The sequence below is a fragment of the Flavobacterium sp. KY-23415 genome (genome assembly GCF_055384985.1).
The window spans coordinates 2043384-2065505 of record NZ_AP044001.1; the positions used below are offsets into that span (position 1 = coordinate 2043384).

Consider the following 22122-nt stretch of genomic DNA (forward strand, 5'->3'; position numbering starts at 1 on the left):
AAACATTCCATTCCCAATTAAGGGAGTGCAAAAGTACAAATATTTATCATAAATACAAGTGGTACGCGAGAATATTTATTGTTTTTACTTTTTTTATAGTTTGTTGTTATGTTTTGAAATTAAATAGTTTCTGTGTTTTGTGAGAATTAATCTTGAAATTAATCTTAAATTATTATTTTTATGGTTTAAATTTTCTACATGAAGTCTAAAGCGACATTAAAACAAATTGCGAAGGAATTGGGAGTTTCTATTTCAACTGTTTCTAAAGCATTAAATGATAGTTCCGAAATTAGCAAAGCAACAAAAGATAAGATTAAAGAGTTTGCGGAATTGAAAAACTACAAGCCAAATTTAATGGCAAAGAATCTCAAGTACCAAAAAACAAATACGATTGGGGTAGTGTTGCCTAATATTTTGAATTCTTTTTTCGCAAAAGTGTTTAGTGGTATTGAAAATGTAGCTAGAAAGCGAGGTTATAATCTTGTTACTGCTATTTCGAATGAGTCTCTTGAAAGAGAAAAGCAATTGATGGAAATGCTTAATAACGGAGCAGTAGATGGTTTTATCTTGTCGGTTGCTGAAGAAACACAATTAACGAAGAATCTGGATCATTATAATGCAATTATTAGAAGTGGCACCCCAATTGTTTTATTTGATAGAGTTGTAGATTTAATGAAAGCAGATAAAGTAATTGTAGATGATTTAGATTCGGCTGTCGATGCTACACAGCATTTAATTAATATTGGGTGTAAAAAAATTGCATTAATTTCTACAATTAATAATTTGAGTGTTGGGAAATTACGTTTTGAAGGATACAAAAAGGCATTAGATAATAATAGTATAGCAATTGATGAGGGTTTAATTATTATTGATAATGACGTGGATTCCTTTGATGATAAATTGAAACAAATGTTGCAAAATAGATTGGTAGATGGTGTATTCGCTTTAGACGAGCACGGATTAACAAAAGTGCATAAAATTGCAATTCAGGAAGGGATAAAAATTCCTGATGAAATCAATATTTTGGGATTTGCAGATGGAGTTTGGTCTAGAAGAATGTCTCCAAGTATTTCTACAGTTAGTCAACACGCTCCTGAAATTGGAGAGAAGTCGGCTAATTTATTAATTGATAGGTTGTTGAATACAGACAAAGAAAAAGCTTTAGACTACAAAACTATTGTGATTAAAACGGAATTGAGACAAAGAGAATCTACCAAGAAATTATAATTGTTGTTTTTGGTCGTCATTCCATGTAATATAACCAAATATAGCATTAAAGAAGTAGAAAATGTATTTGGCTGTATTAGCTATATTTAATAGTAACAGGTTTTGAATAATTTTCGTAAGATTATAAAATTGCCACAAGAACCAATTATCAGGATACATTCTAGCAGTATTAAAAGTACCACCAAATGTTAGTCCTGCAGGTATTGAAATAGCAAGATAAAGTTTCCAATCAATTACATTATTAGATAGATATTTAAAAGCAATATAATTAAGGAGAAAAGAAAAGAAGAAGCCAAGAATAATGTTTCGGTAAAAAATTAAATCTATTTTTCTTAATGTTTTACTTTTTTTCCAAGAGTTAAAAACAAGATAATTACCTATAAAAGAAACTGGATAAGTTAGTAATGCTCCAGCATTTCCGAGTAAATAATCTATTGAACCACTCAAGAAAGTATTGCAAGTAGTTATGAAGTTTCCAATATTATTTTTCTTTGTTACCAGTCTGTTTCCAATCATTGAAAATCCAGTATTTATAATAGATACGTAGCCCAGTAAGAAAGAATAATTTTTTCCATTGAAAGAAAAATTATAAACTGTTTTATGATACCCTAGGACTATAGAAGCTGTTATTACTATGATTAAACCAATAATATCTAGATAAGTACTATTTGTTATTGATTTAATTTGTGTTGTAAGCGCATTGGAAATTTTCAGTTTAAAAATCATTATTCCTTAGTAAAGTTAAATTTTGCCCCACCTTGATGCAAAATTAGACTTTTTTCTTGAAAGACGATTTGAATTCCAGCAGGAGAATATATAAAAGTTTTCTCGTCTTTAAAAGTTAGTGGAAATGCACTTTGTCCTGTTGCTTGCGCGAAAAAATTACCTTCTTTTTCAAAAATAGTTATTTTTAAAGCAATGTCATTGGAAGAATAGGTTCCAATGTGTTTAGAAATTAATGCTTTATCTATTTTTTTGAAGTTTGGAAAAGGAAAAGGAATTTTATAATAAATACTTAAAATGCCAATCATAATGTCGTTTGTATTGTAGTTATCGCCATTAACAATAAGAGAAATACCAAGTTTTTCTGTCGGATAATAGCCTATGTTAGATCTGAAACTCTCTATTCCTCCATTATGTCCATAAAACCGTCTTTCTCCAAACGGAAATTGAATCAAAGCTTTACCATAGCTGTCTTTTAGTGTTTTCATAGCTTCTAGAGAGCTTTGCTTAATTAGCTCTCCATCAAATAAGGCATAGATGAATTTTGTTAAATCAGAGGGAGTAGAAACTAACGCACCAGCAGAATATGCAATCTCGTTTTTCCATTCTTCCGTTTTTTTCCATTGGTTATCATTAAAAAGAAAAGAATAGCTTTCGTTATTGGAAATCTGTACTCCATTTGAAGGATAAAACGTGTTTTTCAATCCAATTTTTGAAACAATTCTTTTTTCTATATTTTCAGCAAAAGATTTTTTAGTGATTTGTTCAATAATTCCACCAAGGAGATAATAATTAGAATTACTATACGCATATTTTGAATTTGGTTCAAAATTAGATTCATAATTGCTTATTTTAGTATAAATAGCTTCTTTCAAATCTGGAGCATTCAATTCTGCTTTTGTAATAGAATCCTGGTTGATATAATCAGGAATACCAGTTCTTTGGTGTAATAAATGGTCTATAGTTATTTTGTCTGCATTTTTTACATTAGGAAAATAAGAAGTTAGTTTAGTGGCTAACGACAGTTTCTTTTCTTCTATAAGTTGCATAATTATTACCGCAGTAAATGTTTTTGTAATAGATCCAATTTTATATTTGGTTTCACTATTTGCTTTAGTCTTGCTCTTCGTGTCGCTATAACCATAGGCTTTAGAAAAAACAATTTTGTTTCCTTCTTGAATCGCCAACGACCCCATGAATTTATTGTTTTTTTCTAAATGACTTAAAAGGCTATCAATTCTTTGTAGCCTTGGTTCTACTTGGGCAGAAACTGTAATTCCAAAATAAAGAAATGAAAGTAAAAAAAGTTTTTTCATGGTTTAAAATTACTTGTTTTGAATATATTAGACAATGAAATTGATTATTTGTTACGAGTGATGTTCTTTTTTGAACAAACAAATTGATCAATGTCTTTTGAAGTTGGTAATACATATAAAACAAATTCTTATTTTAGCCTTATTATATGAATAAGAATAAAATTTTTGTTGATTTATTTTATGTTACATTCTCTCTAAAACATACTGATGAGGTTTTGGAACGATGTTATAGTACTGTGGGCTATCTCGAAAAGCTGGCAAGTACTTTTAATTTATACTTTGTTACAAGAACAACTGAGAAAGCTTTATCGCAAAAACAAAGGTTGATAAAAACAGAGCTATTTAAAGGAAAAGAATTAAAAAAGTGGATGATTCCTTTTCGTTTTAATTGGTTTATAAAGTCTTTGCAACCTGATTATATTTTGGCGCATGGTTTTGGGTTTGTACATTATTTAATTTTTTTAAAAATAATACTTCCGAAAACTAAAATCGTCTTACAAAGCAATGGTTTTGCTCCAAAACCTAAGGGGATTAAAAAATACATTTATAAAGTTTCAGATGCATTTATTGATGGTTATTTGTTTACGGGTATTGAAAATGCAAAGCCTTGGTATGAAAATAAAATCCTTACAAAAAATAAAATTTTTTCTGTAATGGAAGGCTCTACTTATTTTAAGTTTACTGGAAATGAAAACCGTAAGCCAAATACGTTTCTTTGGGTAGGAAGATTAGATACGAATAAAGATCCATTAACAATACTAAAAGTATTTGAACGTTTTCTTATTATTCAAGAGGATGCAATTTTAACGATGGTTTTTCATGAGAATCATTTATTAAAGGAAGTAAAAGATTTGGTTTTGAATAGTGAAAAGCTTAAAAATGCAGTTATAATAAAAGGATATGTAGTACATCATTTATTAGAAAAAATGTATAATGAAAATGAGTTTTTCATATTAGGTTCGCATTATGAAGGCAGCGGATATGCTTTAGTTGAGGCAATGGCTTGTGGTTGTATTCCGATAATAACAAATATAGCTCCATTTAGGTACATGACCAATGAAGGAGAATGTGCTTTTCTATTTACACCAAATAATGAAGAAGAATTGTTTTCTCAACTAATAAAATTAAATGATTGTGATTTATTAGTTATGCAAAAAAAGGTATTAGAGCAATTTGAAAATAGATTGTCTTTTGAAGCAATTGCAAATGATATAAAGTTTATATTTGAAAAAATAGAGAATCCATAATGAATCTATTAAACTTAAAAGAGAATAGCACATTTTATAAAGAAAAATCAATACTTGATATAGTAGATATTGTTGCATGGAAAAAAAGCAAAAAGAGTTATAACTTTGAAACCTTACCTAAAACAGCAATTTTATCGTTAAGTCGTTTTCTTTTGAGTAGAAAGCAACGAATTTTTAATAAAAAACTAAAAGGATTGTTCGGTCAAAATTATGTTTTAGATGAGAATTATGTTTATTGTTCGGAGTTTGGAAATGGAGCACCAGCCATAATAGGGATAATGGAAGAATTGAGAGTATTTGGAGTAGAAAATTTTATTTTTATTGGTTTAGCAGGAGTATTAAATGAAACTGTTGATAAAAAAGCATTTATTGTGAATACTACATTTTCTACTACAGGGACAACTTATTTATATTCCGATAAAGATTGTTTTCAACCTAAAAAGGAGAAGTGGTTTGAGTTTTTTGCAAAAGAATTAAACTATAAAGAAACAATATGTTGGAGCACAGATGCACCGTTTAGAGAAACGGAATCGTTGGTTTCATTTTATCAAAAAAAAGAGGTCAAGCATGTTGATATGGAATGTGCTGCTATTTATGCTTTTGCTGAATTCTATAAATTAAATGCGCTTTGTGTAGTTGTTTCAGCAGATTCGCTATTAAATCTTACTTGGAATCCTCCGAAAGATAAAGGAGAAATTAATTTAGCTTTAAAAAAAACGATTAAGAAAATAATTGACTTGAATTATGAAACATAATGAGCCATTAGTATCCATAATTATTGCCTTTTATAATGAAGAAGAATATTTGGAAAGATGTTTAGAATCAGTTAAAAATCAAACCTATAAAAATTTAGAAGTCATTTTAATTAATGATGGTTCAACAGATAATTCTTTAAAGATAGTTGAAAGTTTTACTCTCTTTTTTAAAAACGTTAAAATTTGTACTATTAAAAATAGTGGATTAAGTGAAGCAAGGAATACTGGTTTAGATATCGTGGAAGGGGAATACGTGACTTTTTTGGATGCTGATGATGAGTTAGAAAAGGAAATGATTGGTATTTGTATCAATAAAATAACAGAAGAAAGGTCAGATTTGGTTTTGTGTAAGTTTTCGATTATAAATAAAAAGGGAAATATTGAGCTTGTTTCAGGTTGGAAAGATAACTTGAAGGATATTAAAAAGACAAGTGAATTAATTCCTCAAATGTTTTCATACGGAATTTCAGAGACGGTTTGGGGGAAAATATATAAATCAGATATTGCAAAGAAGATTAAATTTGTTAAGGGAATATGGTTTGAAGATAGCCCTTATTTATTCGAATATTTATTTTTATCTAATAATGTTTGTTTAGTAAAAGATAGTCTTTTAAAAATACATAAAAGAGATACATCAATAACGAGGAGGATTCTTGAAGAGAAAAGGATTTTAGATTGCCATAGAATATTTGAAATTGAATTAGAGATTATGAAAAAATACTCTAATGATATAGAATTGAAAAATAAAGTAGCAAAACATTATTTCAATTCATTATTAGATACTTATATTATTCAAATAATTGACGTTAATTATATTGTAAATTTAGTAAATGTTAGAAAAGTTTTTAATGAGGTTTTATTAACTTTTAAAAGAATGATTTTAAAAGAAAAGATAAGCTTTTCAATTAAGGATAAGTTACAATTACAATTTTTAGCAATGTATCGACTTCTAGGGTGGAATTTATCGAATCAAATTTTTAAACTCTTAAAGCGAAAAAGAATAGTAGCTATTAATAAACTACGTTAGTCATAAAATGAGTCGTAAATATTTTTTACTGTGTCTTCCATTTTGAATTTCTCAACTCTTTTAGCTTCAAAATCACTTTTCAGAAGTGCTAAAATTTTATTCTCTATATCTTTTCTCTTGGTAGAATAAAAAAATGAATCCTCTATATCTATTGGGTTTTCTATTGGAATAGTGCTTATAACTTTACAACCTGAGTAAAGGGCTTCATGTAAAACAGTACCACTACCTTCAAATTTTGATGTATGTAAAAATAGAGTAGCATTATTCATATAGCTTAAAACTTCTTTTTGCGCTATACTTCCAGTAAATGTAATATTGTTATCTAAATCTAAATCAGTTATTTTTTTTTCAAGATTGGTTTTATCTCCAGTGTCAGCCCCACAAATAACTGCTTTAATATTTTTAAAATCTTTTTTTACAGTAGATAGGATTTCAATAAAGAGCGAATAATTTTTTAAATCACTCAAGTTGCCAACACCTAAAATTGTAATTTCTCTATAAGAGGTATTTAAAGGAGGGAATCTTTTTCTGTCAATAGATACATTAGCAATACGATTAGCTTCAATATTATGCTCTTTTAAAAATATCAATTTTTGGTGTTTAGAGATCATTATTATTTCTTCACCTGATAGTTTTAATAGTTTTGGATATTTATTAGTTGATTTTGCATCTTGACCGAGCATCCAGACTCTTAGTTTAACATTAAAGGCAAATGACAATATTTTTCCAAGTAAGCTAGTTTCTCTATACCAAAAGCATAAAATACCATCATATTTATTTTTTCTACAAAGCCAAAAACCTTTATATATAGCCTTAATTAAATAAGGGAAAAATAAATAATATCTTTTAAAGCCACTACCAATTGGATATACATTTATATTATTATACTTATAGGGTTTCGATTTCGGAAAAAACAAACTAATTAGATCTATCTCTATGTTGGTGTTTTCAATAAAAGCAGTTGAAAATTGATTGATAAATGGCACAACTCCATCTTCTTCTGAGTTTTGTGGAAACATTGGAGCAATAAATAATAATTTTTTAGTCATTTACAAAAGTGTTATATTCTTGTTCTCAATTTTGTAGATATTTTTATAAAAAATATCATTATTGCTGTCATGAGACACAGCTACTATAGTTAGATTTTCTTTCTGATTTAATTCATTTAAAAACTCAAAAATGATTTTCTCTAAATACTTATCTTGTTGGTTTGTAGCTTCATCTAAAATCAATAATGATGGTTTTGTGTACAAAGCTCTTACTAATGCTAAACGTTGTTTTTGTCCACCAGAAAGACGAGAGCTTTCAAGCGTAATTTCTGTTTTATATTTATTATCCATTTTTTCAATAATTTCATGTAACTCTAACTTTTTACATAAATAATAAATATAATTATAGTCTATTTTATTAGGTTTTTGACCTAAAACAATGTTTTCAATAATGGTTCCGTTGAAAAGGAAAGGTTGTTGCGGAACATAATTTGCAAAAGGTAAGAAATCATAGTTCTGAATTTCGATTTTATCGATATAACACTTTCCTTTTGTAGGCTTTATTATTCCTAATAAAATATATAGAAGTGTTGTTTTTCCTATTCCAGAATTCCCTTTTATGCCAATGAAGTCACCTTTGTTAATAGTTAAATTACTGTTTTTTAGAATTGAATTTCCATTATAATCAAAAGAGATACTCTCTAATTTTAATTGACTTTTATAATCTATTTTTGGATTGGTGATTATATTTTTTTGTTCATGACTTAATAAAATATCTAAAGAATACTTGTATGTTTTTATTAACGTTAATGCATTTAATATTTTACTAATTGAAGGAATTAATCTTAAGCTCGAAGTTCCAAAAATTGTTAAGAGTACAATGATATTTTTATTCCCAAAATTTATTAATGTAAACAAAACTAACGATATAATTATAGCAAATTCAAGGTACTTGCTATAATTTGAATTGAAAGATATTAATTTCCCTGTAACTTCGTTAAGGATTTTTTTTTCTTTTTTAAAGCGTTCTAAAAATACTGCATAATTACCAGAGTTTCTAATTTCTAAATAACCATTTAAGATATTTAATAATTCTGAGTTTGATTTTGCTTGCGATTCTTGATAAATTGAATTAATTAAGTTTAATTGTTTTTTTTTGTTTAGATACATTAATGTCGCTAAAAGAAAAAGAACGAAAACTGCAATTAAAGTAAGTTTAAAATAAGCAATTAAAAGGACGATTAATATTGCAAACAAGACAATTGTTTCTGTAATTAGATTTACAAATGACAATAAGAATTTACAACTAAAATCTTCTGGTATTGTATTAATGTCTTGAATGATTTTACCTTTGTTTAAATACTGATGTTTCGTATAACTTTGGAAAACAAAGTTGTTAGTGCTTTCAATGGTTATCACTGTAGCTAAATTATAAAAGAAGATATATAGAGAAGTATTGAACTTAGTTTGTAAAATAATTTTAGCTAAGTAAAAAACAAGTAGTAATCCTAGAAATAATTGAACTTGTAAAGAAGATATGTCTAAATTAAAAGCAAAATATTTAACACCTAATTCTTTAATTTTTTCAGGATTAAAAAGTAAAATAATTACAGGTATTAATAAGGAAATTGAGATTAAATCTAAAAAAGCGAATAGGATACTTTTATATATAAAGTATTTTATTTTAAGTCTCTTATTAGCAGGAATTACGCTTTTAAGATTTAAATATGTTTGTTTAATGTTCACTTTCATCTATTTAACATCATCAACCCACTTGCTAAAACAGCTTTTGTCTTATGTTTTAAAGCTTGGGTTATATTCGTACTTTTCTTTTTGTAAAACTCTACTTCGTTTACTACTTTACTAACAGCATAATCATAATATTTTCGAGAATAGGTTCGTTTAAAATCAATATCTCTATCTGTAGAGGTTTCCCAGTCAGGAGCAATTGTTATTTGGTCTTCAATTTCATTATAAAGGGAAGTTCCTTTTATAGGATAGGCTATCGTTATGGTATAATGTGTTGGATTAGCTTCTTTTAGATACTGAATAGTTTCATGGATGTCTTCTTCAGTTTCGCCAGGGTAACCGAGCATGATAAATGTTCCTGTTTCAATTCCTAATTGATTGGTTTTTTGAATGGCTTCTTTTACAACATTAACATCAACTCGTCTGTCCATTAAATCAATTATTTTTTGCGAACCACTTTCTGCTCCTATCCAAATTCTAAAACAACCTGATTCTTTTAATAATTGTAATATTTCATCATTTAAGCGTTCAGCACGTGTAATACATTCAAACGGTATAATTGTATCTTGTTTAATAACCTCATTATGAAAGGCAGTCAGCCATTTGTGACTCACTGTGAAAACATCATCAACAAACCAAATAGCATCTGGATTATAAGTTTCTTTAAGCATTTTCATTTCCGCAACAACTTGATCCGCTGGTCTTCTTCTATAACTCTGCCCGTAAACAGCAGTACTACACCATTTGCAAGTATATGGACAACCTCTTTGTGTAGAAATTGTCATAGAACTTTTACCATGATTTTTTTTCCATGTATCTAAATAGTTTTGCATATTTATAGCTTCTCTATTTGGTAATGGCAATTCATCTAATTCTTTGATTTTTACTCTTGCAGGTGTTTTTATGACACTATCATTTTCTAAAAAAGCAAGACCATTTATAGTTTTAAAATCAGCCTTAGAGAGAATGGCTTCATATAATTCGAAAGTTGTTTCTTCACCTTCACCAACAACCAAGAAGTCAGCACCTGCCTTTAGGTAGTTTTCTATATTATAGGAAACATCTGGTCCGCCAAGCACAATTTTTGGATAATTGTATTTGTCGGTTTTTATGATTTTTATCAATTTAATAACTTCAATTTTAGTCATTAAATTGGTATATATGCATATTACTTGTGGTTTTTTAGATGAAATGAAATGTAATTGTTCATCTTGAGTTGAAAAAGTACTATCAAATACATCGTTAGGAATGTTTTTATTTACTAAATAGGCAGACACATACAACAAACCCAAAGGAGGGTAGGGCTTCATTATCTTCTGTTCTTTTGGATCGTCAGAGACATAGTAGGCATGTGTAAATAAAATGCTCATCGTTTTTCTAAAGTTATAATGTAATGATCTGAATATTTAGAAAGGAACGACCAATTAGAAATTGTCTTTTCCAAAAAAAACAAAAAGTTAAATGTTTTTCTTTTATTCTTGAAAAATGGTTCCAAATAAGAAGGAGGTACAAAAAAACCAATTGGTTTGTATTCTACTAACTTAAAATATTCTTTTGCTAAATTTACAATATCTTTTGGATTATAATAATAAGTGGATACATTTTCTCCATCTACATTTGCAATTGCTACTTCTTTTTTTCGCCTAAGAGCTGTTGCAAACTTACCCTTCAATATGAAATAGAGTTGTTCCCAAATCGTATTTTTTGGCATAATTACTAATGATAACTTTCCCTTTTTATTTAGTGCATTGGAAATAGTGTTAAAGAAATGCTCTATTTCATTTTTAGACAAACAATTTAATCCGCCAAAATTTGAAAAGACTAAGTCAAATGTTCCAAAATCTTTTGTTTTACTAATTAAATTAATATCTAGTTGAGCAAAATCTAGGTTTTTATATTGATTTTTTGCTTGTCCAATTGCAATCATATTTTCAGAAATGTCGGTTGCCAACACATTAAAATTTTGTTTCGCTAACCAAATAGCATCCTCGCCAGTTCCACAGTTGATTTCTAGTATATCTTTACAATTACTTAAATGTTTGGTAAGGATTTTGTAAACCAAACTTCGTTGTGCTTTTCCAATCAATGTGTCTGTAAAAGATTGGTCGTACGTATTTGCTGCGGTATCAAAACTAGCTTTCATTTTGATGTTTTTTCAAAGCAAATTTATCCAAATATGCACTAGGAATATAATAGCCTAATTTTACAATAGATTTTATTTTTTGTATTGAAAAAGAGAAGTTTTTTAAATTATAAAATCCCTGACTTTTTCGATATTCTTTATGAACAAACCGTTGTAATTTTCTATAATAATTTGACGAATAAGTACCTTGAAACATCATGTCTAAGTCGTCAGAATCTTTCCAATTTGCTTTTAATTGCAAATCATCTTTTACTTTCTCATAGAATTTCGTTCCTGGTAGAGGATAAGATACCGAAATGCCAATATTATCTGGTAATAGTTCTTTTACCATAGTAATCGTCATGTCTATGTCTTCTTTGGTCTCTGTTAGGTAGCCAAATTGTAGAAAGAAAGCTACTTTTATGTGCTTTTGTTTTAAAAGGTGTGTAGCTTCGTAAATTTCAGATACTTGAGTTCCTTTGTCCATAGCATCTAAAATTTTTTGAGAAGCACTTTCTGCACCAACCCAAACTTCCTCTAATCCGGATTCGGCTAAAGCATCAATAGTATCTTCTTTCAATAATAAATCTACCCGACTTTGAATGAAATACTTAATCGAAATATTTTTTTTCTTTAGCTCTGTATTAAATTCTTGAACCCAATTGGGTTTTAATCCAAATATGTCATCACACATCCAAAAACGTTTTACGCCAAATTCTTGTTGCAAATAAGCAATTTCATTTACAATATATTCTGGAGAATGTGCATTATAGCGATTTCCATAAATAGGTTTTGCACACCAATTGCATTTGTAAGGACAACCTCTTGTTGTAGCTAAGTTCAAAGTAAATTCTTGACCACTTTGTTTCCAAATATTTCGATAAGAATTAATGTCAATTAAATCCCAAGCTGGTAAAGGTAATTCGTCTAAATTTTGTAACACAGCTCTTGGCTTATTCACTTTTATTACATCTTTTTCCCGATATGCTATTCCGTTAATTTCGGAGATAGTACTATTATTTTCTATAGCTTCTATAAGTTCAGAAAGTGTAATCTCTCCTTCACCTTTAATTGCGTAATCAGCTCCTTTTTCTAAATATTCAGTATAATGATCGGTTGAATCAGAACTAGATATAATTACGATACAATTACATTCTTTTCCCATTTGTATCATCTTATAGCAAGCTGCTCGCATGTTTGTTAGACACATTTTCGTTAGATAATTAAAGCCGTCATCATAAATTACTAAATAGTTTGGCTTTGATGCTTCTAGAATTGGAATAATTGAATTTGGTGAATCTATTAAGTTTGTGTCAAATAAATCTACTTCAAAACCTTTTTTTCTCATCAATGAAGCGGCATATAATGTTCCTAATGGTGGATAAGGTGTTTTGTTTTTCCACTGTTTTGGATCTAATTTATAGTAGTAAGAATGTGAAAAAAGTATTTTAGACATGTTCTTCAGGGATATCAATATTGTGTTTTTGTCGTAACTCTGAATATTTTAAATTTAAATTATCAATTACTTTTTTTTGAAAGTTTGACGGATGATGTTTGGAGACTTTATTAGATGATTTAAAGGCAAGTTCGAAATCTTCAGGATTCATTTTATCTCTAAATTTTTTTCTCCAAATTGCATAGGTAAGCCTATAACAAAATTTTTCAAATTGGATCCCAGCTCTCTTTTGAAAAATAGTCTCTAATAACGTTGCTGTCCAGCTTGGGTTTATTGTTACTTCGTTGACTTTATTATTGTTTTTATTGGGTAAAAAGGTTTTGTACCAGTTGTTTTTTATGAAAAAAGTTTCAAAAACAGCTCCGTGTATTGGTAATAAAGTGGCAATTTCAGTAGCAGTAAAAATATTCTTTTCTTGGATTTCTAAATTATCAGAAGTAATAAAATAGTTAAGACAAAAATATTTCCTAGAGTTTAGCAAGAATAGTTTTTTATAGAATATCAAAATTGTTCTACAAGTCCATAAATGATTTGGTTTAGTAATGATGAAATAATCTACATCACTATCATTATCAAAATAACCTTTTGATAATGATCCTGAAACAGCTATTCCTTCTACAAAAGGAAAATGTTTTTTGATAAAGGTTGCTTTTTTATATGCTTTAATCAATGCTTTTTCCGCATTTTTATTACCATCTGTTCTCTTTGTTATACTCGTTTTGGATAAGTTGGTATGATAATATTCGTTTGTTTGTGTTATTATTTTCTTATCTATTGCGAGTCTGATTTCTTCATCAAGATTTTCCATTTTTGAATGAAGTGAATATTGAAATATTTCTTCCTTCTTTAATGGATGATTAAAAATTGAAAAGTAGAATAGTGGTTTTAATATTTTCAATGTAATTGAATTGTTTTGTTTTATTCAAATATATTAAAAGTATTTTGGAATGTTTAAAGCAAGTTTATTTTAACCTAAAAAATTAACAGAATCAAGAATATTGTTTTTAAGAAGATATATGTGTTTTTTGTTGTAAGTATCTCTCTTAAAGGAGTATAAAGTTTTGTAAAAGTTGTAAAAAAACAAATTTTAACATTTTTAATAGAAAACATATAGTAAATGTTAATTATATTTGCCGCCAAAATTATTAGATATGAGATTTTTCTTTTTAAAAGTTGTTTTTTTTAGTATTTCTTTGGCATTCAGTCAAGTGGGTGTAAATACAACATCTCCAACAGCAGATTTGGATGTTAATGGAAGTTTAAGGGTAAGAACGCTTGGAGGAGGGACTTTAGTCTCAGATAATAGTGGTAATTTATCAGCTGCACCATTCAAAATAATAGCGGCTGGAAAAATTCATCCTAATGGATCTCCAATAAAAATTACAGGTGCTACAATAACTAGAGTTGATAGAGGAGATTATAAAGTCTCTTTTTCTTCATCTGTGCCAGATAGTCATTATATTATTATGTTATCAATTAAAGATTGTGGGGGAAATTGTGATGGTAATAATAATTATGACGATCCAGGGATTACTTATTATAACCAAACAAATACTGGATTTTACGTGAATATTGGAGATAGTGATAATGGGACAAGTGTAAAAACAGATGTTGATTTAGAATTTATGTTTGTTGTTTATGCTATCTAATTAGAATAAGAATAGCGAACAACAGTTTTAGATAAATTTATTGTATTAACCAAACTAAAAACTTAAACACAAATGTGTTTAAGTTTTTTTATTTTATTACATAAAAAATATAATTACTGTTAATTTTATTTTTTATTACTCTTCATTATATTAAAAAAACTGCATTTTGTCGATTTTTTACAGCTTTTCATCGATTATAAGATTTTAAAAATTCTTGTTTAGATGAAAAAAGCGAGCATGTTATAACTTTGAATCAAGGTTTTCGGTTAAACTGACTAATTAATAGAGACACGTTCTTTTATTGTGAGTTTTAAATTTAATTTTTGAAATTATTTAGAAGAAAATAGATTGGTAATTAATTTAAAAACAAATATTTATGAAGAAAGGCGTATTTTTTGTGTTGTTTTTTTATTCATTAATGGGTTTTGGGCAAGTTGGTATAAATACTACATCACCTTCTACAACGTTAGATGTTAATGGGGATGTTAGAATTAGAAGTTTAAATGGAGGGACCATGGTTTCTGATGAAATGGGTAACCTTGCAAGTGTTCCATTTAAAGTTATGGCGGCCGGAAAAGTTCACCCTAATGGGACAATTTATAAAGCTACAGGGGCTACAGTTTCAAGATTAGATAGAGGGCACTACAGAGTCAATTTTAGTTCAGCAATGTCAGATTCAAATTACATTGTAATGTTGTCAATAAAAGATTGTGGAGGAAATTGTAATGGAAATGCGAGTTATGATGATCCGGGTATAAGTTATTACAATCAAAATGTTTCAGGATTTAATATAAATATTGGAGATAGTGACAATGGAAATGTAGGGAAAGTTGATGTTGATTTGGAATTTATGTTTATAGTATATGCTATTTAATTTTATGAGATGAATTAAATAGACAGTTTTTGAGATTAATTTATTGCATTAACCAAGGAAAACTTAAACACTAATTGTGTTTAAGTTTTTTTATGTTTGTTAAAATTCTAAAATTTAGTGAGCTTCTAGCCAATTTTTACCAGTGCCTAGATCTACAATAAGCGGCACTTCTAACTGAAATGCATTTTCCATTTCTTGTTTAATCATTATTTTTATTTTATCTAATTCGCTGTTGTGAACATCAAAGACAAGCTCATCATGTACTTGTAAAAGCATTTTTGATTGCCAATTTTCATTGTTCAAACGATTGTGAATGTTAATCATCGCAATTTTAATAATATCAGCAGCACTTCCTTGAATTGGTGCATTAACAGCATTTCTTTCTGCTGCACTTCTAACAACTGCATTTGCAGAATTAATATCTTTTAAATAGCGTCTTCTGCCAAGTACTGTCTGAACATAACCATTTTCTCTTGCAAAATCAATTTGTTCTTGAATGTAAGATTTTAATTTAGGATAGGTCTTGTAATAGGCATCAATCAAATCGGCACTTTCGCTTCTTGATAAATCTGTTTGATTACTCAGTCCAAATGCAGAAACACCATATATAATTCCGAAGTTTACAGTTTTTGCATTGCTTCTTTGTTCTTTGGTTACTTCTTCTAAAGGAACATTGAAAACTTTTGAGGCAGTACTTTTATGAATATCTTCTCCATTTTTGAACGCGTCTATCATTGTTGTTTCTCCAGACAAAGCAGCAATAATACGCAATTCTATTTGAGAGTAATCGGCTGCTAAGAGGGTGTAATTTTCATCTCTTGCGATAAATGCTTTTCGAATTTGCCTTCCGCGCTCTGTGCGTATAGGAATATTTTGAAGATTAGGGTTGTTTGAGCTTAACCTTCCTGTTGCAGCGACAGTTTGCATATAATCTGTATGAACACGCTTTGTTTTTGGGTCCACTTGATTCGGAAGTGCATCTATATAGGTATTTTGAAGCTTCACTAATTGTCTCCACTCTAATATATGACGAACAATTTCATTATCTTTCGCTAAATAGCTTAATATTTCTTCACCCGTTGCATATTGTCCAGTTTTGGTTTTTTTCTGTTTTGGGCCACCAATTTTGAGTTTTTCAAATAAGATGTCTCCCAGTTGCTTTGGCGATGCTAAATTAAAAGTTTCACCTGCAATTTCATATATTTTTTGTTCAAATGAGTTAATTTCACTTTGCATTTCTGTTGACATTGATTTTAAAAAATCAACATCTAATTGTATTCCTTCACTTTCCATGGAAGCAAGTACTTTTACTAAAGGAATTTCAATTTCATCAAACAATTTTTTTGTTCCAACTTTCTCAAGTATTGGGGAAAAATGTTCTTTCAGTTGTAAAGTGATATCGGCATCTTCAACAGCATATTCTTTCACATCTTCAATACTGATGTCTCGCATCGATTTTTGATTTTTCCCTTTTTTTCCAATTAATGTTTCAATTGGTTTTGGTGAATATTTTAAGTAAGTTTCACTTAAAATATCCATATTGTGACGCATATCTGGATTAATGAGATAGTGTGCAATCATTGTGTCAAAAAAATTCCCTTTCACTTGAATGCCATAATTTCCCAAAATTTTTAGATCGTATTTTAGATTTTGACCAATTTTTTCAATAGTCTCATTCTCGAAAAATGGAATAAATTTTTGTGCTAACAGAAATGCTTCTTCTTGGTTTTCTGGAAATGGAACATAAAACCCTTTACCTTTTTCCCAAGAGAAAGCTATGCCAACTAATTCGGCATTAAGAGCATCTAGACCGGTAGTTTCTGTGTCAAAACATACAGACGATTGTTTTTCTAAATTTTGAAGTAATAATTTTGTAGCTAAATCTCCTTGAATAATTTGATAGAAATGTTCTGTGTTTTCTAATGTAGCATAGTAAGAGCTTGAAACGGTTTCGGTACTTTCACTATCATTAAATCCAAATAAATCAAATTGATTTTCATCTTTTGGAGGTGTTTTCTTTGCAAGATTAGCCGTGGAATCCTCGGTAGTGTTAGAATTACTAAATATTTTATCGAATTGTGCCTTCATTTGGCGAAACTCTAATTCCATAAATATTTCATCGGTCTTTTCTATATCTGGTTGAGAAAGTTCGAAATCTTTTTCATTAAAAGTGACTGGACAGTCTAAAAGAATTGTTGCTAATTTTTTAGAAAGTAATCCTTTCTCTTTATTAGCTTCAATATTTTCTTTCATTTTTCCTTTTAGTTCGTGTGTGTGTGCCAACAGGTTTTCTAAGGTGCCATATTGAGCTAAAAATTTCTTAGCCGTTTTTTCACCAACACCTGGTAGTCCAGGAATATTATCTACAGCATCTCCCATCATACCTAAAAAGTCAATAACTTGTGAAGGAGTTTCTACTTCAAATTTAGCTTGTACTTCTGGAATTCCCCAAATCTCAATATCATTACCCATTCGAGCAGGACGATACATGAAAATATTTTCCGAAACTAATTGTGCAAAATCTTTATCTGGAGTTACCATAAATACTTGATAGCCTTCTTTTTCTGCTTGTTTTGCAAGTGTTCCGATTAAATCATCTGCTTCAAAACCAGCTTCTTCTATAATAGGGATATGCATTGCTTTTAGAAGTTCCTGAATATAGGGAACGGCAATTTTTATTGCCTCAGGAGTTTCGTCTCTGTTCGCTTTGTATTCTTCAAACATTTCTAATCGGAAAGTACTTCCTCCTTTGTCAAAAGCAACCGCTAAATGGTCTGGTTTCTCTCGTTTAATTACATCCATTAAAGAATTCATAAAACCCATAATGGCAGATGTATTCATTCCTTTTGAGTTAATTCTAGGGTTTTTGATAAATGCATAATAACCTCTAAATATTAAAGCATAAGCATCTAATAGAAATAATCGTTTTTGAGACATGAGATGTTTTTTAAATTTAAGATGTAAAAATACAATTCTTCTCAGGTTTTACTCTGTCTATTATGAAAAAAAATATTTTAAACTCCTGTTTAAGATTTTAATTGTGTTAAAATATTTTATTTTGTATTATTATTTAATATTATTTTTGAATATATACTTTGTTTTTTTTGTAAATTTGATTATATTAGTTAAAAAGCCCCAGATTATGAAAAAAAAATACGCTCTTATTTTGAATGCACCACATTGGGTGTTCATTATAGTTTTCTTTGTTCAAAGTATTAATGGTCAAGTTGGAATTAATACAACCACACCAGATGCTAGTGCTATATTAGAGATGTCTTCTACAACAAAAGGAATGTTGGCTCCAAGAATGACAACCGCACAAAAGTTAGCCATTGTTTCTCCTGCGAATGGTTTGATGGTTTATGATACAGATTTAAAAGGATACAGTTATTATGATTTGCTCTCAACTTCTTGGGTTAATATAGCGCAAGGAAGATCAAAGTTTAAAAGAATTAAGTCTACAGATGTATTAGCTACTGTTTTAGCCTCAGAATTGGCTGCTGGAGGAGGGTCTAAATATTTGTTAGATACTCAAACTTACTACGAGATTAATGGGGCAGTGATGGTTGATTTTCCTATAGAACTGAATAATGCCTACCTTGTTGGATTAGATTCTGGAGAAGATAAATTAATTAAAACTACAGGCGATTTATTTACAGGAACAACAGGAGGAGCAATTAAAGTAATTACTTTAGTAGCTTCCAGTGGAAATGTTTTTAATATAAACGGAGGTGGGACTCAGAATCTAATTTTTAGAGATTTGATTATTGCAAGCTCTGCAAATGTTGGTGTATTACAGGATTTTGGGTTGGTTTTTGCAAGTATTATTCAATTTGTGGGTAATACTAATGGTATTATTTATAGGGATATTTCAAAGCTACTTTTAAATAATCAAGGTTGGTTTGGAAACAATAGTGGGACTTATGAAAAGTTTGAAGGAACATTTTCTTCTTTGCAGAAACAAGGAGGTTTTACAGAAGTAGTAGGCGCAAGTATTGGTATGGATGTGTCTTCTAATCCTACAATCACAGTAGATGGTACGGTAGATGGAGTTAATTTTACAGGAGCTCCAACTACAGGTTTTTTTGTAAAAAGATACACTGTTGGTTCTTATACAGGGTTTAATTTTAATAATAAATGGGATGTTAATTGTTCAGGTATCCCTTTTGAGGGAGATAGTTATGCTGTGGGTGATATTAATTATGATTATGCTGTTGGATTTGGTGCGCTCACAACACTTTCGGGAACTCCAGTTAAATTATCGGGAACAACTACTTCAAATAATTTATACAGAGCGTCCCGAGGAGGTGTAGATAATAGGATTCAATATCTAGGAAATAAGAAAAGATTTTTTAGAGTGAGTGGGGCAGCTTCTTTTCAAGCATCTGCTACAAATACTATTTATATCTTCTTTGTAGCTAAAAATGGTACAGTAATCAATCAATCCAAAGTATATGTTAATTCCAATTCAACAACAGATATTTTAGCGGTTCCAATTCAGACTATTGTGGAATTGTCACCCAATGATTATATCGAGGTTTTTGCACAAAGATTTAGCGGTTCAGGAAATATTTTAACTGTATCAATGAATCTAATTATGAACTAGATTTTTAAAATCACATATAAAATAATACCTATTACGCTTTATTTTATTGGTCTTTCGTGTTTAAGGCGTTAAAGTTTTAATAATTACTATATTGCTTTTAATTATTATTTGTTTATTTGTCGAAAAAATATAGCATGTTTCGTTGGTTAATACTTTTTTGTATTATTCTGTTAATAGAATTTTATTCTTATCAAGCTGTGAAAACCATTGTTAAATCGAAATGGATAATCGGGGCTTACTTATTGCTATCGTTATTGATAATTGCATATGTATTGTTTTTTATCTTTTCGCACAACAGAGGTGACGGACAAAATAAAGAATCATTGTTTACAATTGGGTTGCTGTTGATTACTGTGTTGCCAAAAATTGTTATAACAGTTTTGCTTTTTGGAGAAGATGTTTTTCGTTTTTTTTCTGGTGCGATCGCATATTTTTCAAATGGGAATAGTGAGGGTGATTCTCTTTTGCCTGAAAGAAGAAAATTTGTTAGTCAAGTAGCGTTAGGTTTGGCAGCAATTCCTTTTTCTTCGTTGTTGTATGGAATGACAATTGGGAAATATAATTATAAAGTAATTAAGCAAACTTTGTTTTTTCCAGATCTACCGAGTGATTTCGATGGAACAAGAATCACGCATATTTCAGATATACATAGTGGTAGTTTTGATAATCCTGAAAAAATTGAATATGCTATTGATTTAATAAATGAGCAAAAATCGGAATTAGTATTGTTTACAGGCGATATTGTGAACACACATGCAAAAGAAATGGATCCTTGGATAGATAGTTTTAAACGTATAGAAAGCAATGGTTTAGGAAAGTATTCTGTGTTGGGAAATCACGATTATGGAGAGTATTTTAAATGGAATTCTAAGGAAGAAAAGCAGGCTAACTTTGAAGCAATTAAAGGAATACACGAGAAAATTGGATTTAAATTGCTGTTAAATCAAAATGTAAGATTAAGAAAAGGTGAGGGTGAATTAATATTGATAGGGGTTGAAAACTGGGGAAAACATTTTAAAAAGGCTGGTGATTTAGCAATAGCTTCTAAAGGAGTAAAAAGAGAAGATTTCAAGATACTCATGAGTCATGATCCAAGTCATTGGGATGCTGAGGTGCAACATGATAGTAATCATTATCATTTAACACTTTCAGGACATACACATGGTTTGCAATTTGGAATAGAAATACCTGGTTGGATTAAATGGAGTCCAGTGCAATATGTATATAAGCAATGGGCGGGGTTGTATGAGAATTTAGGGAGGTATATTTATATAAATAGAGGTTTTGGTTTTCATGCCTACCCTGGAAGAGTGGGAATTATGCCTGAAATTACAGTCATAGAACTAAAAAAAGGAGAAAATGTAGCATAATTCCCCAAAAATGCTAAATTTGTATATAAATTTCTTTATAGAGAATGTTTTTTTATAAAAAAAACTCAATAGTATGTCAAAATTTGGAGAACTTATTGATGCTCAAGTACCAGTATTGATAGATTTTTTTACTGAATGGAACGAGCCTTCTGTGGCAATGAACGAAGTTATTCGTGATGTTGCTGCTGCACTTGGAGATAAAGCCAGAGTGATTAAAATTGATGTGGATAAAAACAGAGAATTAGCCGAAGCACTTAGGGTTAAAGGATTGCCTACTTTAATGATTTATAAGAATGGACAAATGATTTGGAGGCAAAGTGGAGAAATGGATGCCAATACCTTAATTTCTTTAGTGAAAGAGCAAGCTTAGTTTTTTATTGGTTTAAAAGCATAACCTTTTTTCTTTAAAATTTGTATAACTCTAGGTAGTACAAATTTAAGATTTTTTTCAGCTTTTAAACTGTCGTGAAAAACAATTATACTTCCTGATGTGCATTTCTTTATTATATTTTCTAGGCATTCTTCTTTTTTTATTTTTTCATTAAAATCATAGCTAATAATATCCCACATTATTATTTTATATCCTTTTTTTCTTAAAATGTTAGCTTGGCTTGGTTTTATTTTACCATAGGGAGGTCTGAAAAGCTTTGATTTGGTTTTAGTGTTTTTAAGATGCTCATTTTCGAATAATTCAATATTGTCAAAATATTTTGTATTATTCGTTTTCCATCCATTTAAATGATTAAAAGTGTGGTTTCCTACGGTATGACCTTCATCTAGAATTCGTTTGAAAATATGAGGGTGTTTTCTAATATTGTCTCCAATGCAAAAAAAAGTGGCCTTTATTGTTTCTTTCTTAAGGATGTCTAAAACCCATTCTGTAACATCTGGAATTGGTCCGTCATCGAATGTTAAGTATATTCCATTTTCAGTATTTGGAATTGTCCAAAAGTAATTAGAAAATAACTTTTGTATTAAAAAAGGAGTCTTTGTCCAGAAAAATTTCATTTAG

At 29.2% G+C, this 22122-nt stretch carries 19 protein-coding genes; 9 read left to right on the top strand and 10 right to left on the bottom strand.

Annotated features, from left to right (window positions below; all coding sequences use genetic code 11):
• Nucleotides 1-198: 198 nt before the first annotated feature.
• Entirely contained in the window at nt 199-1227 is a 1029-nt protein-coding gene (locus tag ACZ49Z_RS09020; protein ID WP_464307841.1) for a LacI family DNA-binding transcriptional regulator, read from the top strand.
• On the opposite strand, the gene ACZ49Z_RS09025 is transcribed toward ACZ49Z_RS09020, so the two are convergent.
• On the bottom strand, nt 1222-1953 hold the full coding sequence (locus tag ACZ49Z_RS09025; RefSeq protein ID WP_464307842.1) for a nicotinamide mononucleotide transporter family protein: 732 nt from the start codon (nt 1951-1953) through the stop codon (nt 1222-1224). The two genes, ACZ49Z_RS09020 and ACZ49Z_RS09025, sit on opposite strands and share 6 nt — an antisense overlap.
• A complete protein-coding gene (locus tag ACZ49Z_RS09030) occupies nt 1953-3266 on the bottom strand; it encodes a serine hydrolase domain-containing protein (protein WP_464307843.1) in 1314 nt (437 codons plus the stop codon). Before ACZ49Z_RS09030 ends, ACZ49Z_RS09025 begins: the two co-directional genes overlap by 1 nt.
• A 146-nt stretch (nt 3267-3412) precedes the next feature.
• Here ACZ49Z_RS09030 and ACZ49Z_RS09035 point away from each other — a divergent pair, with 146 nt between their 5' ends.
• From ACZ49Z_RS09035 to ACZ49Z_RS09045, 3 genes are read left to right on the top strand one after another with little or no spacing between them, the layout of a single operon-like run.
• Nucleotides 3413-4513, top strand: a complete 1101-nt coding sequence (locus ACZ49Z_RS09035; protein WP_464307844.1) for a glycosyltransferase family 4 protein — start codon at nt 3413-3415, stop codon at nt 4511-4513.
• Entirely contained in the window at nt 4513-5268 is a 756-nt protein-coding gene (locus ACZ49Z_RS09040) for a phosphorylase family protein (protein WP_464307845.1), read from the top strand. Before ACZ49Z_RS09035 ends, ACZ49Z_RS09040 begins: the two co-directional genes overlap by 1 nt.
• Complete coding sequence (locus tag ACZ49Z_RS09045; RefSeq protein ID WP_464307846.1) at nt 5258-6295, top strand: glycosyltransferase family 2 protein; 1038 nt, start codon at nt 5258-5260, stop codon at nt 6293-6295. Before ACZ49Z_RS09040 ends, ACZ49Z_RS09045 begins: the two co-directional genes overlap by 11 nt.
• Here the strand turns inward: ACZ49Z_RS09045 and ACZ49Z_RS09050 are convergent.
• Genes ACZ49Z_RS09050 through ACZ49Z_RS09075 form a run of 6 tightly spaced genes read right to left on the bottom strand, consistent with a single transcriptional unit; the run spans nt 6292 to nt 13509 of the window.
• Nucleotides 6292-7344 carry a glycosyltransferase family 4 protein gene (locus ACZ49Z_RS09050; protein ID WP_464307847.1) on the bottom strand — a complete coding sequence of 351 codons (1053 nt, stop codon included), beginning with the start codon at nt 7342-7344 and terminating at the stop codon, nt 6292-6294. The two genes, ACZ49Z_RS09045 and ACZ49Z_RS09050, sit on opposite strands and share 4 nt — an antisense overlap.
• On the bottom strand, nt 7345-9036 hold the full coding sequence (locus ACZ49Z_RS09055; protein ID WP_464307848.1) for an ATP-binding cassette domain-containing protein: 1692 nt from the start codon (nt 9034-9036) through the stop codon (nt 7345-7347).
• Complete coding sequence (locus tag ACZ49Z_RS09060) at nt 9033-10403, bottom strand: B12-binding domain-containing radical SAM protein (protein ID WP_464307849.1); 1371 nt, start codon at nt 10401-10403, stop codon at nt 9033-9035. The genes ACZ49Z_RS09055 and ACZ49Z_RS09060 overlap by 4 nt, the downstream gene beginning before the upstream one ends.
• Nucleotides 10400-11176 (bottom strand): class I SAM-dependent DNA methyltransferase, encoded by a 777-nt coding sequence (locus ACZ49Z_RS09065; RefSeq protein ID WP_464307850.1) that lies wholly within the window; start codon nt 11174-11176, stop codon nt 10400-10402. Before ACZ49Z_RS09065 ends, ACZ49Z_RS09060 begins: the two co-directional genes overlap by 4 nt.
• Nucleotides 11166-12611 carry a B12-binding domain-containing radical SAM protein gene (locus tag ACZ49Z_RS09070; protein WP_464307851.1) on the bottom strand — a complete coding sequence of 482 codons (1446 nt, stop codon included), beginning with the start codon at nt 12609-12611 and terminating at the stop codon, nt 11166-11168. Before ACZ49Z_RS09070 ends, ACZ49Z_RS09065 begins: the two co-directional genes overlap by 11 nt.
• Nucleotides 12604-13509 carry a nucleotidyltransferase domain-containing protein gene (locus tag ACZ49Z_RS09075; RefSeq protein WP_464307852.1) on the bottom strand — a complete coding sequence of 302 codons (906 nt, stop codon included), beginning with the start codon at nt 13507-13509 and terminating at the stop codon, nt 12604-12606. Before ACZ49Z_RS09075 ends, ACZ49Z_RS09070 begins: the two co-directional genes overlap by 8 nt.
• Before the next feature lie 253 nt (nt 13510-13762).
• On the opposite strand from ACZ49Z_RS09075, the gene ACZ49Z_RS09080 reads away from it, so the two are divergent.
• Both ACZ49Z_RS09080 and ACZ49Z_RS09085 read left to right on the top strand, forming a co-directional pair.
• Nucleotides 13763-14260, top strand: a complete 498-nt coding sequence (locus ACZ49Z_RS09080) for a hypothetical protein (RefSeq protein ID WP_464307853.1) — start codon at nt 13763-13765, stop codon at nt 14258-14260.
• A gap of 376 nt (nt 14261-14636) precedes the next feature.
• Nucleotides 14637-15134, top strand: coding sequence for a hypothetical protein (locus ACZ49Z_RS09085; RefSeq protein ID WP_464307854.1), 498 nt, complete (start codon nt 14637-14639; stop codon nt 15132-15134).
• A 114-nt stretch (nt 15135-15248) separates the two neighbouring features.
• Here ACZ49Z_RS09085 and polA read toward each other — a convergent pair whose 3' ends face one another.
• A complete protein-coding gene (gene polA / locus ACZ49Z_RS09090) occupies nt 15249-18071 on the bottom strand; it encodes a DNA polymerase I (protein ID WP_464307855.1) in 2823 nt (940 codons plus the stop codon).
• A 205-nt stretch (nt 18072-18276) separates the two neighbouring features.
• On the opposite strand from polA, the gene ACZ49Z_RS09095 reads away from it, so the two are divergent.
• The 3 genes from ACZ49Z_RS09095 (at nt 18277) to ACZ49Z_RS09105 (ending at nt 21480) form a co-directional block, all read left to right on the top strand.
• Entirely contained in the window at nt 18277-19740 is a 1464-nt protein-coding gene (locus ACZ49Z_RS09095) for a hypothetical protein (protein ID WP_464307856.1), read from the top strand.
• Between the two features lie 134 nt (nt 19741-19874).
• On the top strand, nt 19875-21110 hold the full coding sequence (locus tag ACZ49Z_RS09100; protein WP_464307857.1) for a metallophosphoesterase: 1236 nt from the start codon (nt 19875-19877) through the stop codon (nt 21108-21110).
• A gap of 73 nt (nt 21111-21183) precedes the next feature.
• Nucleotides 21184-21480, top strand: a complete 297-nt coding sequence (locus ACZ49Z_RS09105) for a thioredoxin family protein (protein ID WP_464307858.1) — start codon at nt 21184-21186, stop codon at nt 21478-21480.
• Here ACZ49Z_RS09105 and ACZ49Z_RS09110 read toward each other — a convergent pair.
• Nucleotides 21477-22118 carry a polysaccharide deacetylase family protein gene (locus ACZ49Z_RS09110; RefSeq protein WP_464307859.1) on the bottom strand — a complete coding sequence of 214 codons (642 nt, stop codon included), beginning with the start codon at nt 22116-22118 and terminating at the stop codon, nt 21477-21479. The genes ACZ49Z_RS09105 and ACZ49Z_RS09110 overlap by 4 nt on opposite strands.
• Nucleotides 22119-22122: the final 4 nt, after the last annotated feature.